Genomic DNA, 15684 nt, shown 5'->3' with positions numbered 1-15684 from the left:
CACTTTATGTAGACGATAAAAATCAGGTAGAATTGCCTAGAATTTTTAACTCAAAAAAGGAAATATTATGTTCGTTGTTATTTTTGGTCGTCCTGGCTGCCCTTACTGTGTGCGTGCAAAAAACCTTGCTGAAAAATTAAAAGGCGAAGTTGCTGATTTTGACTATCGTTATGTGGATATTCACGCAGAAGGCATTACTAAAGAAGATTTATCAAAATCTGTTGGTAAACCAGTAGAAACCGTACCACAAATCTTTATTGATGAAAAACCAATCGGTGGTTGCACTGATTTTGAAGCATTAATGAAAGAACAATTTGGTATCGTTGCTTAATTTTTCTTTTTAATTTATACAAAAAAGCCACGTTCAATTGAAAGTGGCTTTTTTCATAGGTTAATTTTAACCGTTATAACGTTTAAAAATTAATGTTGCATTCGTACCACCAAAACCAAAGCTATTTGACATGACAGTTTGTAATCCTGCATTTTCTTTCGTCTCAGTAACGATATTGCAACCTTCAGCAGCTTCATCTAAGGTTTCGATATTAATACTTGGTGCAATAAAATCATTATCCAACATTAATAACGTGTAAATTGCTTCGTGTGCACCCGCCGCACCTAAAGAGTGACCAGTCATTGATTTAGTTGAAGAAATCGCTGGAATTTTATCGCCAAACACATTTTTGATTGCACCTAATTCTTTCACATCCCCTACTGGTGTAGATGTACCGTGTACGTTGATGTAATCAATTGGGGTATCGACAGTTGCCATTGCTTGTTTCATACAACGCTCAGCGCCTTCACCACTTGGTGCCACCATATCGTAACCATCAGAAGTTGCACCATAACCGACAATTTCAGCGTAGATTTTTGCACCACGAGCAAGTGCATGTTCTAATTCTTCAACCACTACAACAGCACCACCACCAGCAATCACGAAACCGTCACGGTTTGCGTCATAAGCACGAGATGCTTTTTCTGGCGTTTCATTATATTTAGTTGAAACAGCCCCCATCGCATCAAACTCAGTAGCACATTCCCAAGATAATTCTTCCGCACCACCCGCAAAAACCACATCTTGTTTGCCTAATTGAATTAACTCAACCGCATGACCAATACAATGCGCAGAAGTTGCACAAGCAGAACTGATTGAATAGTTCACACCACGAATTTTATAAGGTGTAGCTAAACAAGCTGAAACACTTGATGCCATGGTTTTCGTTACCGCATAAGGACCAATCGCTTTTACACCACGAGGACCACGAGCTGCATCACACGCCACTAACTGATTATGTGCAGAACCCGTACCTGCACCAATCACTAAACCGGTACGATCATTAGAAACTTGATCTTCTGTTAAGCCAGAATCTTCAATCGCTTCACGCATAGAAAGATAAGCATAAGCTGCTGCATCACCCATAAAACGGAACACTTTACGATCAATGTGCTCGCTTGGGTTTAATTTGATTGTTCCGGCAACATGGCTACGCATATTCATTTCAACAAACTCAGGCACAACTTCAATACCTGATTTCCCTGCTTTTAATGAAGCCAATACTTCTTCTTTGTTGTTACCGATACTTGAAATAATCCCAAAGCCTGTAATTACAGCTCTTCTCATTGCTTCTTCCTTATTGTTTTATATATAAAAATAACGGCTCAAAATTACTACGAAATAAAAATATTTCAAGCAATAATTCATTTGTTCGACCAGTTCAGAAAATCGCGTTATTATATGCAAATTTCATTAGGCAAGGAAGGAATAAAAAATGACTTTTAGCGTCCAACATGCTGAGATTCACTTCAATCAAAACCATATTCCCATCTCTGATCAATTCGATGATGTCTATTTTTCTAACGAAAATGGATTAGCAGAAACAGATTATGTTTTTCTACAAGGTAATCAACTTTGGGAACGTTGGATAACACACAAAGAAGCTAATTTTATCATCGCTGAAACGGGATTTGGTACAGGATTAAATTTCTTTGCGGTAACCCAATTATTCCGTGAATTTCGCCAGCAACACGAGAATCATCCTTTAAAACGCCTTAATTTTATTTCCTTTGAAAAATATCCGCTAAAAATAACCGCACTTTCGCAAGCGCACCTTGCCTATCCACAGTTTGAAGATTTAAGCGTTCATTTGCAACGTTATTGGCCTTCATTGATTCTAGGTTGCCATCGTATTCATTTTGGAGAGACAACGTTAGATTTATGGTTTGGTGATGTATCAGAAAACTTGCCACAACTTGGCGATTATATGAATGAACGTATTGATGCGTGGTTTTTAGATGGCTTTGCGCCAAGCAAAAATCCCGAAATGTGGAATGATGATCTCTATAATCTGATGTTTCGTTTCACGAAACCCAATGGTTCTTTTGCCACCTTCACCGCAGCAAGTGCGGTCAGAAAAGGACTTGAATCCGCAGGCTTTAATGTGACAAAACGTAAAGGCTTCGGCAAGAAACGAGAATGCTTAAGTGGGCTAAAAATAGAATCAAAATCGACCGAACTTTCGACACCTTGGTATCTCGCTCAGCCTGCGAAAATGGAAAAACAAGATGTCGCTATTATCGGCGGAGGTGTTGCTTCCCTTTGTGCAGCTATTTCCTTAGTAAAACGTGGGGCAAAAGTCACTATTTATTGTGAGGATGACGCGCTCGCACTCAATGCCTCAGGCAATAAACAAGGCGCATTTTATCCGCAACTTAGCGATGATAATGGGCTCACCGTTGATTTTTACCTGCACGCTTTCAGTTACGGTCGCCAATTACTTGATTGGGCAATCGAACAAAACATAGCGTTTGAACACGAATTTTGTGGCGTAGCACTATGTGCTTACAACGAAAAAAGTGCGGTTAAATTAACAAAAATTTCTCAACTTGGTTTACCGAACGAAATCTTCCAAATGCTGAATGCTGAACAACTCAGTAAAAAAGTGGGATTACCGCTTAATTGCGAAGGAGGTTGGATTGAACAAGGGGCTTGGCTTGCACCAAGACAATTTGTTCAAAATGCCTTTTCATTTCTTGAAAAGCAGGGTGTTGTCATTAAAACCTCACAAAAAATTACCGCACTTTCTCAACAAGAAAATGGTTGGGAACTAGAAAATACGCAAGGTCAAAAATACTGCCATGAAGTCGTCATTCTTGCGAATGGATATAAAATTACTGATTTTGTTCAAACAGAAAAGCTACCGCTCTATCCTATCCGCGGGCAAGTCAGCCAAATTCCAACATCAGAAAACTTACTCAAACTGAAATCTGTGCTTTGTTATGATGGTTATCTCACCCCAGCCGATCAATTAAAAACCTCACATTGCATCGGAGCAAGCCATGTTCGTGATAACGTTGATCGCCATTTTAGCGAGCAAGAACAACAAGAAAATCAACAAAAACTCCAACAAAATATCGCTCAAGCTTGGACTCAAGATGTGGATACATCAGGTAATCTCGCTCGGGTAGGCATCCGCTGCTCTGTAAGAGATCTTGCCCCAATGGTGGGAAACGTGCCCCATTTTGAGCAGCAACAAGCGGATTATTACAATTTATTCAACCTCCGCCGTCGTAAACAACCTATTCAAAGTGCGGCCAATTTTAATAATCTTTTCTTAACGGCAGCCTTAGGTTCTCGTGGGCTTACCTCCGCCCCTCTATTAGGTGAAACCTTAGCTTCAATCATTTATGGCGAGCCATTACCAATAAGCGAAGCTATATTACATAACCTTTCAGCTAACCGAGCTTGGGTGAGAAAGTGGTTGAAAGGAAGCATCGTGGAATAATTTTACTTCAAAAAAATAACAGCACAGGTATTAAACTTGTGCTGTTAACATAATAAACGTAAATTTTACTTCACGCTTCCACAATTCAAACAATACAAATATTGTCCTTTAGGATCATTAAATTTAGTTAATACATTCAATTCCTTTTGTAATTTTTGAATTGGAGCTGGTATCCCTATCCAGCTAGCAAAAGCACGTTGCGTTGTTTTTTTCGTATCGTGTAATAATGTCTTTACAAAACTATTGCTATCATCATCTATCAACCATTCTACGCTAAAAGATTCCATTGCTTTTTCTTGACGTTGATTCACTAATTGTTCAGCTTTATTGATTGCTTCATTAAAAGAACCAATCTCATCTACTAAACCATTTTGGAATGCATCACTGCCTAACCAAACCTGACCTTGAGCAAGTTTATCTACTTGTGTTTTTGAAATTTGACGGCCTTTGCTGACAATTTCCAAAAATCTGTCATAACCATGCTCAATTTCTGTTTGATAAATATCTTGCACAGGTTTTGCTAACGGAGAAAAAGCGGATGTATTGGCTAATTCAGTAGTTGACACACCATCAGCATTCACGCCTATTTTCTTAATGCTATTTTCGAAAGTCGGGAACATCGCGAAAATACCAATAGAACCCGTAATGGTGTTTGCATCGGCAATGATATAATCTGAAGTAGATGAAATCCAATAACCACCCGACGCGGCCATTGCTCCCATAGATACGATAACAGGTTTACCAATTTTCTGTAAATTTTCAGCCTCTTGTCGAATAATTTCCGAAGCGAATGCACTTCCACCTGGAGAATTAACGCGTAAAATCACCGCTTTTACAGCTTTATCGTCATAAGCTTTTCGTAAAAGACGCGCAATGGTATCTCCTCCGACATTTTCTTCATCACTTTCCCCATCAATAATCGTGCCCTCCACATTCACTACGGCAATTTTATTTGGCGAATTATCCTGTGGTGTTAAACGATCAGGGAATTGTGTTAAATAATCATCAAATGCGACTAAATTAGCTTCCCCATCTGCATTTTTGCCAAAAAGTGCAGTTAATTTTTTCTCTAAATCAAAACGTGTTGTCAAATGGGTCACCAAACCACGTTTTTGCGCATAGCGTGTCGAATCCCCTTTCAATGTTTTCAATTCAGCTAAATATTGTTTCGCCGCAGGCAACAGTTCATTTGATTTAATATGACGATTTTCGCTTACCATTGAGGTATAGTGATTCCACATTAAATTTAACCAGCGCTGCATATTCGTTTTTGCCTCAACTGACATATCGTTGCGCATAAAAGGTTCTACCGCTGATTTATAAGTTCCTACGCGGAAAATATGTGGTGTCACAGCCAATTTATCAAGCATATCTTTAAAATATAAATTCTCTTGCGACAGCCCATGTATATCCACCTGACCAATTGTATTAAGATAAATCTCGTTCGCAAAGCTGGCTAGATAATATTGCCCCTGTGTATAATTATCTGCATAAGCAATAACAGGTTTTCCACTTTCTTTAAAGCGATTAATCGTTGCACCAATAAAATCTAAAGCAGGTAAATCAGCTCCTTCAAAATGATTAAGATCGAGCACTAATCCTTTAATTTGAGGATCCTGTTGCGCATACTCAATCGCTGACACAACATCAAATGTTGAAATTTTTCTTGGTACATACTCACCGTTCAATTCACTTAGCGCATCTTGCCAACGAAGTGTTTCATCACGATTATCCGCTAAATAACCATCTAAATTTAGCAATAAGCCACCTTCCTCTGTTAATGTTGTAGATTTTTTTCCACCACTTGAAAAGCTAATAATCGCCATTAGCAATAGGACAAAACCTAGAAACACCACATTCATCACGAGATCACGAATGAAACACAGCGCTTTCCAACATAATTTTAATACTCGAAACATACGAATTACCTTTAAAAAATTTGCGCTAGCGTATCACAAAGCCTTGTCAAAAACTATGCTATAATCTACCGCACTTTTATTGACAGAGAATAATACAATGGATGCACTTACCCTCTTAACCACAAGAAAATCAAATAAAAAATTAACCGCACCAGCGCCCAATGCTGAACAATTAGAACAAATTTTTCAAGCAGCAATGCGTGCACCTGATCATGGAAAATTACATCCTTATCATTTTGTTGTAATGGAAAATGATGGATTAAATAAATTAGAAACGCTACTTAAAGCAGCCGTTGTGGAATTTGATTTAGGTGAAGAAAAATTAAAGAAAGCTGAAAATTTAGCACATCGAGCACCTATGGTTATTGGTGTCATAGCAAAGATCGATCCAACTATCGCTAAAGTACCTGGATGGGAACAAATGTTGAGTGCAGGTTGTGCAACTTATGGGTTACAACTGGCTGCACAAGCACAAGGATTTGATAATGTTTGGATTTCAGGGAAATGGGTTAATGGCACTGCATTACGAGAAGCTTTCGGATGTCGTGAACAGGATCGTGTAATTGCATTAGTCATGATTGGCACAGGCATGGAAAAAGCCGAACGTGAATGCCGAATTATCGATACAAAAGATTTTGTAACCTATCTATAAAATATTCCTTGCTTTCCTCAAGACTTAGAGGAAAGCAAGATATTGCCCAACTCTTCTTCCAATTCATCCGCCATCGCTGCCAATATTTCTCGTGTAAGAAGGGCTAATGCACGATAAAAAGGCAATGTTGATTGCGTTTCTACTTGAGTTAAAAACTTCGCTGCACAAGGCAATAAAAAGGTTTCAAAGAATTCTTGCTGAGCCACTAAAGAATCCAAATTATCTTCAAGCCAAGAGGCGGTAAGCAATAATAAAGCAAAATGATCCGCACTTTCCACTTCTGACATATTGCGTACAAGGCGAAAATTCATAAATTCTTCAACATCAATGCCATAAGCTGAAATAGAGGTCATAACTTTACCATTGGTACCAAATAATTTTTGATACTCTTCGTTCAATAAATCGAGATCAATTTTAGCTTGTAGGCTATTCAGCGCTAATTCACTTTCTTTATCAGTATCTAACGCCCAAACTTGACTCAAACCTTTTTGTTGTAACCAAGCAAACGCGCCTGCAAGTACTTCATCGGTAGGAGAACGATAAAAAAGATTACCGAATAATCGACTAATTAATGAAAAATTATTAATTTGTTTTTCAGACATTACGCTTTTTCCTTTAAAAGTGCGGTCAATTTTTCTTTTGTTTTTTGAGCGGCAAGTTCAATCATTGCTTTACGCGCCTCATCATCAATTAAATGAATATCACCGAATAATTCAAACTCGACATTTTCAATACCACAGTAATTAAATAATCCATTAATTAAACAATGGTTGAGAGATTTATCCACACCAAATTCTCTATATTTATCGAGATTGCTACCAATGGTAATAAATTGCTGCATTTGCTTATTTTTGAGTAATCCCACTGATTCACCGTTTTCAGTTTTATAGGCAAAACCGTGACTTAATACGCGATCTAAATAGCCTTTCAAAATTGATGGAAATCCCATCCACCAAAGGGGATAAACCAACGTAATTAAATCCGCTTGAAGAATAAAATCATGCTCTTGCTGAATATCTTCTGGAATAATACCTTTGTTAGCATTCTGCAATTCTTCATGAGATAAAATTGGATTAAAATTTATTTCATAAAGATCACGAAAAAATACATTTACACCATTTTCTTCACTAATTTGCTCAATACGATTGGCAATCGATCGTCCAAAACTACGCGCTGAATTAGGATGAGCAAAAATAATTAAGTGGTTCATTTTTCTTATCTACTTGTAAGGAAATAAAAGGTGGCAGAAGTCTATCAAAATAGACCGCACTTTGCATATAAAATCACATAAAAAAAGCGGGCATAGCCCGCTCTATTATTTGCATCATCATTATGCTGCATTTTTACGTTCTTCTTCCATACATACTGCCGCAGTAAATAATACGTCAGTTGATGAGTTTAATGCGGTTTCAGTTGAGTCTTGTAAAATACCGATAATGAAACCAACACCGATCATTTGTGCTGCTACATCATCAGAAATACCAAATAAACTACATGCTAATGGGATTAATAATAATGAACCACCCGCCACGCCAGATGCACCGCAAGCACAAAGAGAAGCGACGATACTTAATAAAATCGCACTAACAAAAGAGACTTCCACACCTAATGTGTGTACTGCAGCTAACGTTAAAATTGTGATCGTGATTGCAGCACCCGCCATATTGATGTTCGCACCCAATGGAATAGAAACAGAATAAGTTTCTTCATCAAGGTTTAAACGTTTTGCTAATTCAATATTCACTGGAATATTTGCCGCAGAACTACGTGTAAAGAATGCGGTTACACCACTTTCGCGTACACAAGTCCATACTAATGGGTACGGATTACGACGAATTTTCCAATAAACTAATGCTGGGTTAATAACAAAAGCAGTAAATAACATTGTACCGATTAATACTGCAAGTAACTGCGCATAACCGCCTAATGCGACTAAACCTTTATCAGATAAGGTTTCAGCCACTAAACCGAATACACCAAATGGTGCAAAAGAAATAATGACATGAACAATTTTTGATACACCTTCTGCAAAATCAGATAACACGTTTTTAGTTGCATCAGATGCATGACGTAACGCTAAACCTAAACCGATAGACCATGCTAATACACCAATAAAGTTTGCTTTGAAAATCGCATTTAATGGATTGTCTACCACATTTAAAATAAGGGTAAATAAAACTTGGCCAACAGCTTGTGGCGCTGAGCTTGCATCTTCTTTCGTTGCAAGAACCACTTCCGTTGGGAATACGAAACCTGCAATAACTGCAACAATCGCTGCTAAGAATGTACCGAGAAGGTAAAGCACAATGATTTCTTTCATATTGCTTTTCGTACCAATCTTACGGTTTGCAAGCGCAGCCATAACAAGGAAGAAAATCAAAATTGGCGCAACAGCACGCAATGCTTTAACAAAGATGGTACCTAAAACGCCTACTTTTTCCGCAATATTAAAACCTAAAGCACCTTCAAGTGCCGGTCCAACGAGCGCAATAATGATCCCTAGAACTAAACCAGTTGCAATTCTTTTTACTAAATTGCCCTGGAATAACAGACGAAATAAACGAGATGTGTTCATACTTTTATCTTTCTTTTTAATAAATTTAACTTCAGATTGTCGCCAATCCACCTATGAGGAGATTAAAGATAGCGTAAATTCTTATCGAAAGAAAATATTTTTTGTTATTTGTCATCCAATAAATGAACTTTTTTCTAAATTTGTTAGATATTTTCTAAAAACATACTGATAAAAAAATTTTTTATTTAAGCTATTGACACCCTGTATGAAACACCAGTAAAATTTAACTGTACAAAAAAACAAGGTAAAAGGTTATTTATCCATATTATTTAACAGGAGATAAGAAAATGAACAACCAAACTTTGACTGCGCAATATGAAATGGATTTTTCTTATAATCCACTGCCTTTTTTCAGTGATATGGATGACAGCCTTAAATTCAATAAAAAACTAGACTTGAATCTTTATTGTATCAAACGTCCAAAGCAAACCTGTTTTATTCATGTAACCAATCCAAATATGTTAGCTTGGGGGATTGAAAGTGGAGATATGCTAGTCGTTGAAAAAAATGACGATCTTTATTCAGGTGATCTTGTTGTGCTAGAAGAAAATAACGAATTTCATGTCTATGAATTTATGGCGCATAGCGGCAATTACCTTTTCATGGCATTGGATTCCACTACACCAAATATAAATACCAAAGATTGGTCGAATTTACCCATTGTCGGCACCGTAACCAATACGATTCATCAAATGAAACGTCGCGATAAAATGAAATGGGCTGCGTAGTTAAAGGCGAATAAAAAAGTGCGGTGAAAATCAACCGCACTTCTATCTAGTATCTAGATTATATTTCAATTAATTACTCTTCACTTTACGTCTAGCAATCACCGCATCAGAAAGCTGTTTAAGAAGAATTTCAGAATCTTCCCATCCAATGCAAGCATCTGTAATACTTTGTCCATAAGTCTGCGCTTTACCATCAACTAAATCTTGACGGCCTTCCACTAAATGACTTTCCACCATTACGCCAAAGATTTGTTTAGAACCAGATGCAATCTGATTGCATACATCTTGGCAAACGTCCATTTGTTTTTTAAATTGTTTACAGCTATTTGCATGGCTGAAATCAACCATAACATGTGGAATATGACCAGACTTCTCAATATCCGCACAAACTTTTGCCACATCTTCAGCGTTATAGTTTGGTCCTTTATCACCGCCGCGTAAAATAATATGGCAATCTTCATTCCCTTTTGTAGAAACAATCGCAGAATGACCAAATTTGGTTACAGATAAGAAATAATGAGGGGCTTCTGCTGCGCCAATTGCATCTAAAGCGACTTTCACTCCCCCATTAGTTGCATTTTTAAACCCAACAGCACAAGATAAACCTGAAGCTAACTCACGGTGAACTTGTGATTCAGTCGTACGCGCCCCAATTGCGCCCCAGCTCATAAAATCTGCAACATATTGTGGCGTGATCATATCTAAAAATTCACCAGCAGATGGCACACCTAAATCATTAATATCAGAAAGTAATTTTCGTGCAATGCGTAAACCATCATTTAAACGATAAGTATCATTTAAATACGGATCGTTAATTAAACCTTTCCAGCCCACCGTTGTACGTGGTTTTTCAAAGTACACACGCATAATAATTTCAAGGCTATCTATATATTTTTCACGTAATGGTTTTAAACGGTTTGCATACTCAATTGCCGCTTTAGGATCATGAATAGAGCAAGGACCAATAATCACTAATAAACGATCATCTTTACCATGAATAATATTATGTGCTTCATGACGCGTTTGTTTTACTAATTTAGCCGCATATTCACTAGCGGGGTATTTTTCTAATAAGGCAATGGGCGGTAAAACCTGATCGACTTTCTCAATACGCGTATCATCGTTTGCCACGACAATTTCAATTTTTTCTTTAGCCATACATCACTCTCTTGCTTTCAAATGTTGTGTTTAATTATGTTGTTACTCTACACTTATTTTTTGTACTAGTAAACTAGTTCATTATGTTTTTTTAAGCTTATTATGAGAACAATCTTATTAAACAATCTTTAATAAAGCATTGCAAGTGAAATGGTATGACATAATAACGGGCATATTTTCCCCTCTTTTAATGTTAATTAAAGCATATTTTTAAAGCCGATATAAAAAAACACCGCACTTTGCGGTGTTTTTTCATTATGTTTTTGCTATCAGATAATTACCATTGATAACCTACGCCAGCTGCAACGCCAGTTTTACCTTGGCTATTTGCCGTACCAGATAAACGGATGATGATCTTACCATTATCAGAAATACGAGACATCCCTACTGCAAGACCATTTTGACCTTGGTAGCTACCCGCTGCAATACCAACTAAGCTCTTACCTGGTGTATAAGCCTGCGGAATATTCGCCGCTGCCAATGCACTTGCAGTACCTGCATCACCACGTTTTCCAACTTTGTTGATCTTGTTATCCAAGTCGCCAAGTTTATGCCCAATACCTGCAGCTACAGCATATAACTGGCTACCATTTATAGCATCTTTAGAAGTTGCTGAAATTTCACCTGGAGCCACACCTGTAACTTTAGTAGGTGTTTTACCATCTGGACCACTTACGTTGATATTTCCAGCCTTATTAGTGATCTTAGGCCCTTTATCACCAAACTGAACACTGTCAAAGGTTACATTAGAAGCAGTTGCGTAAGTCACTTTACCGTTAGACTCTTGTTTCACGGTCATATTTTTGCCTGCAACCATTTCAACTTTCTTACCTGGATTGATCATTTCTGGTGTACCTGAAATTTTCTCTCCACCATTTGCTGAAGTGCTTAATGTAAAGCCAGACTTGTTAATTGCATTTGCTACATCTTGTGCAGTCGCCACTTTATTTGCAACATTTGCAATATTATTTGCCGCATCTGCAACTGCTTTTTTAGCAGCATCAATAACTGCAGCTGGTGCCGTCGGTGGCAAGCTATTTAATGCATTTGTCGCATCTTCTAATGCTTTAGTCATTTCTGGTGTCACAACTGGGCCTTGAACGCTACCATCAGCATTATTAGTGATGCTGCCTGTATCAATGTCAAACTTCACATTACTTGTTGTACCGTTTGGTGTGGTTTCTACCACTGCTTTGGTACCTTTGCCATCTACAAAGTTAACAGTGTCATAAGGTTTTACGAAATCTTTCGCTTCACCATTATTTTGTAAATTCCAACCCGTATTCAACACATCTGATACTGTTGCCGCATTGTTACCCGCAAATTTAGGATTAGCTTTTCCATCTGCCGTTTTAGGATTCAACAAGTCAGCTGCTTCAGTTGCCGTAATCGGCGCAGACTTGTTGTCTTTACCTGCAATCGGATTGCCCGCAACATCTTTGGCATTCTTATCTTCATCATTTACAGATGGAAGATTAGATTTAACATTACCTAATGTCGTTGGTGCACCAATTTCATTAGGTGCAGCTGCAGGATTAACCATATTAGTAGTTAAATCCGCAGGAGCAACTTCTGTTGTAGTTGGATTACCTTTATCATCAACAGTAAAGTATTTATCACCCACTTTAGTCACTGGTGTGCCATTCTTATCAGTATATTGAACTGGTAAGCCTGTTACATCCACTTTTACTGTCGTGGTAGTTACTTTATTGCCATCTTTATCAATAGACTCTTTCGTTGCTAACTTCACTTTCGTGTTGTTACCATCTGCAAAACGAAGTTCATCATCAGGATTCACTTTTTCATCTTCATCTTTGAAGTCTGCAGCAGATAATGTTTCTTTTTGCTTACCTACAACAAAACCAGATTTTTGAATCGCTGTTGCTACTTTATTACCTGTTACATAGCCATCACCGGCATTAGTCGGTGTAGTTCCTGCATCAGGGGTAACAGGGTTTACACCATCTTTCGCTTTTCCTGTTTTCGGATCGATATCAGCTGTATTGTAATATTCATCTCCTACTTTGGTTACTGGTGTATCTACTCCATTTACTTTAGCTGTAAATTGATTTGGTTTAACTACTTCACCATCTTTAACACCAATAGTAATTTCGCGAATACCATCGTCAGTTGTTTTACCTGTTACAGAAATACCTGGACCAGCTTTAAAATCAACATGATTTGCGTTCTTCACATCAGCAATATACCCATTGCCATCTTTAGTTGAAACAACCCAACCCATATTTTGTAAATCACCCACTGTCGCAGCAGCATTTGAATTCACATTCGGAGAATTTAAGTCAACTAAATTAACATTTGGTGCAGTTGTTACTGGCGCTTTATTTAATGATGAAGCTACACCTGTAATTTGTGTAGGATTACCATCAGCAGAAGTCACGTTTAACGCAGTTGTTGGTTGTTTTCCAGCAACATTATTAGTCGCTGGCTTAGCCGCTTCAGTTTTAAACTCAACTGGTGATTTGCCGTCTTCTTTGTTACCAACTTTTACTGTATTAAATTCAACATCGTCTTTTGTTGCATAGGTAATATTGCCGTTTGCTTCATGCTTAACGGTCATGTTTTTACCCGCTTTCATCGTTACGGTTGAACCTGGTTTGATTAACTCACCTTTTTCAGTCAGTTTTTCATTATTAGCATTATCACCATCAGTAGTATTTTCACCACCTTCGACTTTATCCGCTTTTAATGTAAAGCCTGAGTTGTTAATCATGTTAGCAACGTTTTGTGCCGTTGCAATTTTGTTGCCACCTGCTTTATTTACAGCATCTTCCGCATCTTTAAGTTTTGCTTTTGCTGCTTCATCATCAGGATTGTCTGCCACTGCTTTTTTCGCTGCAGCTAAATCGTCTAATAACTGTTTAGCATTACCACCCATCGGGTTCTCAACTGTACCATTTGGGTTTGAAGTCATGTCAACAGTATCAACATTAAACGTTACATTGCTGGTTTCATTATCTGATTCAACAACTGCTTTAGTGCCTTTGCCATCTACAAAGTTTACAGTGTCATAAGGTTTTACAAAATCCTTCGCTTCACCATTGTTTTGTAAATTCCAACCTGCATTCAACACATCAGATACAGTCGCGGCATTATTACCTGCATTTTTTACCATATCCGCTGCTTCTTCTGCTGTCATTGGTGCTTTAGTCACATTTTCCGGTGCTGCATCAACCACAGTTCCATCTGGCATGGTAACTGTTCTATCTTCATCATTTACAGATGGAAGATTAGATTTAACATTACCTAATGTCGTTGGTGCACCAATTTCATTAGGTGCAGCTGCAGGATTAACCATATTAGTAGTTAAATCCGCAGGAGCAACTTCTGTTGTAGTTGGATTACCTTTATCATCAACAGTAAAGTATTTATCACCCACTTTAGTCACTGGTGTGCCATTCTTATCAGTATATTGAACTGGTAAGCCTGTTACATCCACTTTTACTGTCGTGGTAGTTACTTTATTGCCATCTTTATCAATAGACTCTTTCGTTGCTAACTTCACTTTCGTGTTGTTACCATCTGCAAAACGAAGTTCATCATCAGGATTCACTTTTTCATCTTCATCTTTGAAGTCTGCAGCAGATAATGTTTCTTTTTGCTTACCTACAACAAAACCAGATTTTTGAATCGCTGTTGCTACTTTATTACCTGTTACATAGCCATCACCGGCATTAGTCGGTGTAGTTCCTGCATCAGGGGTAACAGGGTTTACACCATCTTTCGCTTTTCCTGTTTTCGGATCGATATCAGCTGTATTGTAATATTCATCTCCTACTTTGGTTACTGGTGTATCTACTCCATTTACTTTAGCTGTAAATTGATTTGGTTTAACTACTTCACCATCTTTAACACCAATAGTAATTTCGCGAATACCATCGTCAGTTGTTTTACCTGTTACAGAAATACCTGGACCAGCTTTAAAATCAACATGATTTGCGTTCTTCACATCAGCAATATACCCATTGCCATCTTTAGTTGAAACAACCCAACCCATATTTTGTAAATCACCCACTGTCGCAGCAGCATTTGAATTCACATTCGGAGAATTTAAGTCAACTAAATTAACATTTGGTGCAGTTGTTACTGGCGCTTTATTTAATGATGAAGCTACACCTGTAATTTGTGTAGGATTACCATCAGCAGAAGTCACGTTTAACGCAGTTGTTGGTTGTTTTCCAGCAACATTATTAGTCGCTGGCTTAGCCGCTTCAGTTTTAAACTCAACTGGTGATTTGCCGTCTTCTTTGTTACCAACTTTTACTGTATTAAATTCAACATCGTCTTTTGTTGCATAGGTAATATTGCCGTTTGCTTCATGCTTAACGGTCATGTTTTTACCCGCTTTCATCGTTACGGTTGAACCTGGTTTGATTAACTCACCTTTTTCAGTCAGTTTTTCATTATTAGCATTATCACCATCAGTAGTATTTTCACCACCTTCGACTTTATCCGCTTTTAATGTAAAGCCTGAGTTGTTAATCATGTTAGCAACGTTTTGTGCCGTTGCAATTTTGTTGCCACCTGCTTTATTTACAGCATCTTCCGCATCTTTAAGTTTTGCTTTTGCTGCTTCATCATCAGGATTGTCTGCCACTGCTTTTTTCGCTGCAGCTAAATCGTCTAATAACTGTTTAGCATTACCACCCATCGGGTTCTCAACTGTACCATTTGGGTTTGAAGTCATGTCAACAGTATCAACATTAAACGTTACATTGCTGGTTTCATTATCTGATTCAACAACTGCTTTAGTGCCTTTGCCATCTACAAAGTTTACAGTGTCATAAGGTTTTACAAAATCCTTCGCTTCACCATTGTTTTGTAAATTCCAACCTGCATTCAACACATCAGATAC

The 15684-nt window shown here is 37.8% G+C and carries 11 protein-coding genes; 4 read left to right on the top strand and 7 right to left on the bottom strand.

All coding sequences use genetic code 11. The features are described from left to right. The first annotated feature begins 67 nt into the window (after window positions 1-67). Complete coding sequence (locus KP710_RS00065) at window positions 68-331, top strand: GrxA family glutaredoxin (RefSeq protein WP_005628952.1); 264 nt, start codon at window positions 68-70, stop codon at window positions 329-331. Between the two features lie 66 nt (window positions 332-397). Here KP710_RS00065 and fabB read toward each other — a convergent pair whose 3' ends face one another. Further along, a complete protein-coding gene (gene fabB, locus KP710_RS00060; RefSeq protein WP_048953564.1) occupies window positions 398-1618 on the bottom strand; it encodes a beta-ketoacyl-ACP synthase I in 1221 nt (406 codons plus the stop codon). A gap of 148 nt (window positions 1619-1766) precedes the next feature. On the opposite strand from fabB, the gene mnmC reads away from it, so the two are divergent. Next, window positions 1767-3779, top strand: coding sequence for a bifunctional tRNA (5-methylaminomethyl-2-thiouridine)(34)-methyltransferase MnmC2/FAD-dependent 5-carboxymethylaminomethyl-2-thiouridine(34) oxidoreductase MnmC1 (gene mnmC / locus KP710_RS00055; RefSeq protein WP_140524324.1), 2013 nt, complete (start codon window positions 1767-1769; stop codon window positions 3777-3779). A gap of 65 nt (window positions 3780-3844) precedes the next feature. On the opposite strand, the gene sppA is transcribed toward mnmC, so the two are convergent. After that, window positions 3845-5698 carry a signal peptide peptidase SppA gene (sppA, locus tag KP710_RS00050; RefSeq protein WP_140524326.1) on the bottom strand — a complete coding sequence of 618 codons (1854 nt, stop codon included), beginning with the start codon at window positions 5696-5698 and terminating at the stop codon, window positions 3845-3847. A gap of 97 nt (window positions 5699-5795) precedes the next feature. On the opposite strand from sppA, the gene KP710_RS00045 reads away from it, so the two are divergent. After that, on the top strand, window positions 5796-6350 hold the full coding sequence (locus KP710_RS00045; protein WP_140524328.1) for an NAD(P)H nitroreductase: 555 nt from the start codon (window positions 5796-5798) through the stop codon (window positions 6348-6350). A gap of 17 nt (window positions 6351-6367) precedes the next feature. On the opposite strand, the gene KP710_RS00040 is transcribed toward KP710_RS00045, so the two are convergent. The 3 genes from KP710_RS00040 to sstT all read right to left on the bottom strand — a co-directional run bounded on the left by KP710_RS00040 (window position 6368) and on the right by sstT (window position 8925). Beyond that, complete coding sequence (locus tag KP710_RS00040) at window positions 6368-6952, bottom strand: TorD/DmsD family molecular chaperone (RefSeq protein WP_140524330.1); 585 nt, start codon at window positions 6950-6952, stop codon at window positions 6368-6370. Further along, entirely contained in the window at window positions 6952-7560 is a 609-nt protein-coding gene (locus KP710_RS00035) for an NAD(P)H-dependent oxidoreductase (RefSeq protein WP_048953556.1), read from the bottom strand. Before KP710_RS00035 ends, KP710_RS00040 begins: the two co-directional genes overlap by 1 nt. A 120-nt stretch (window positions 7561-7680) precedes the next feature. Beyond that, the gene (sstT, locus tag KP710_RS00030; RefSeq protein WP_048953555.1) at window positions 7681-8925 is read right to left on the bottom strand and encodes a serine/threonine transporter SstT; all 1245 of its coding nucleotides are present in this window, start codon (window positions 8923-8925) and stop codon (window positions 7681-7683) included. A 287-nt stretch (window positions 8926-9212) separates the two neighbouring features. On the opposite strand from sstT, the gene KP710_RS00025 reads away from it, so the two are divergent. Next, window positions 9213-9653 (top strand): LexA family protein, encoded by a 441-nt coding sequence (locus tag KP710_RS00025; RefSeq protein ID WP_048953553.1) that lies wholly within the window; start codon window positions 9213-9215, stop codon window positions 9651-9653. Between the two features lie 69 nt (window positions 9654-9722). Here KP710_RS00025 and aroG read toward each other — a convergent pair whose 3' ends face one another. Continuing rightward, window positions 9723-10811, bottom strand: coding sequence for a 3-deoxy-7-phosphoheptulonate synthase AroG (gene aroG / locus KP710_RS00020; protein WP_252346342.1), 1089 nt, complete (start codon window positions 10809-10811; stop codon window positions 9723-9725). A gap of 277 nt (window positions 10812-11088) precedes the next feature. Then, window positions 11089-15684, bottom strand: a 4596-nt coding sequence (locus tag KP710_RS09375; protein ID WP_288144770.1) for a YadA-like family protein, incomplete at its 5' end; no start/stop codon positions are given.

The sequence above is a fragment of the Haemophilus sp. SZY H35 genome (assembly GCF_018829705.1).
In the GTDB taxonomy this organism is placed as follows: domain Bacteria; phylum Pseudomonadota; class Gammaproteobacteria; order Enterobacterales; family Pasteurellaceae; genus Haemophilus; species Haemophilus haemolyticus_K.
Note: the sequence above shows the minus strand (reverse complement) of the source record. Positions and strands in the feature narration are given on the sequence as shown.

Bases quoted from the DNA above. Each gene is read 5' to 3' on its own strand.
- KP710_RS00065 (WP_005628952.1), top strand. From the start codon at position 68: ATGTTCGTTGTTATTTTTGGTCGTCCTGGCTGCCCTTACTGTGTGCGT.
- fabB (WP_048953564.1), bottom strand. From the start codon at position 1,618: ATGAGAAGAGCTGTAATTACAGGCTTTGGGATTATTTCAAGTATCGGT.
- mnmC (WP_140524324.1), top strand. From the start codon at position 1,767: ATGACTTTTAGCGTCCAACATGCTGAGATTCACTTCAATCAAAACCAT.
- sppA (WP_140524326.1), bottom strand. From the start codon at position 5,698: ATGTTTCGAGTATTAAAATTATGTTGGAAAGCGCTGTGTTTCATTCGT.
- KP710_RS00045 (WP_140524328.1), top strand. From the start codon at position 5,796: ATGGATGCACTTACCCTCTTAACCACAAGAAAATCAAATAAAAAATTA.
- KP710_RS00040 (WP_140524330.1), bottom strand. From the start codon at position 6,952: ATGTCTGAAAAACAAATTAATAATTTTTCATTAATTAGTCGATTATTC.
- KP710_RS00035 (WP_048953556.1), bottom strand. From the start codon at position 7,560: ATGAACCACTTAATTATTTTTGCTCATCCTAATTCAGCGCGTAGTTTT.
- sstT (WP_048953555.1), bottom strand. From the start codon at position 8,925: ATGAACACATCTCGTTTATTTCGTCTGTTATTCCAGGGCAATTTAGTA.
- KP710_RS00025 (WP_048953553.1), top strand. From the start codon at position 9,213: ATGAACAACCAAACTTTGACTGCGCAATATGAAATGGATTTTTCTTAT.
- aroG (WP_252346342.1), bottom strand. From the start codon at position 10,811: ATGGCTAAAGAAAAAATTGAAATTGTCGTGGCAAACGATGATACGCGT.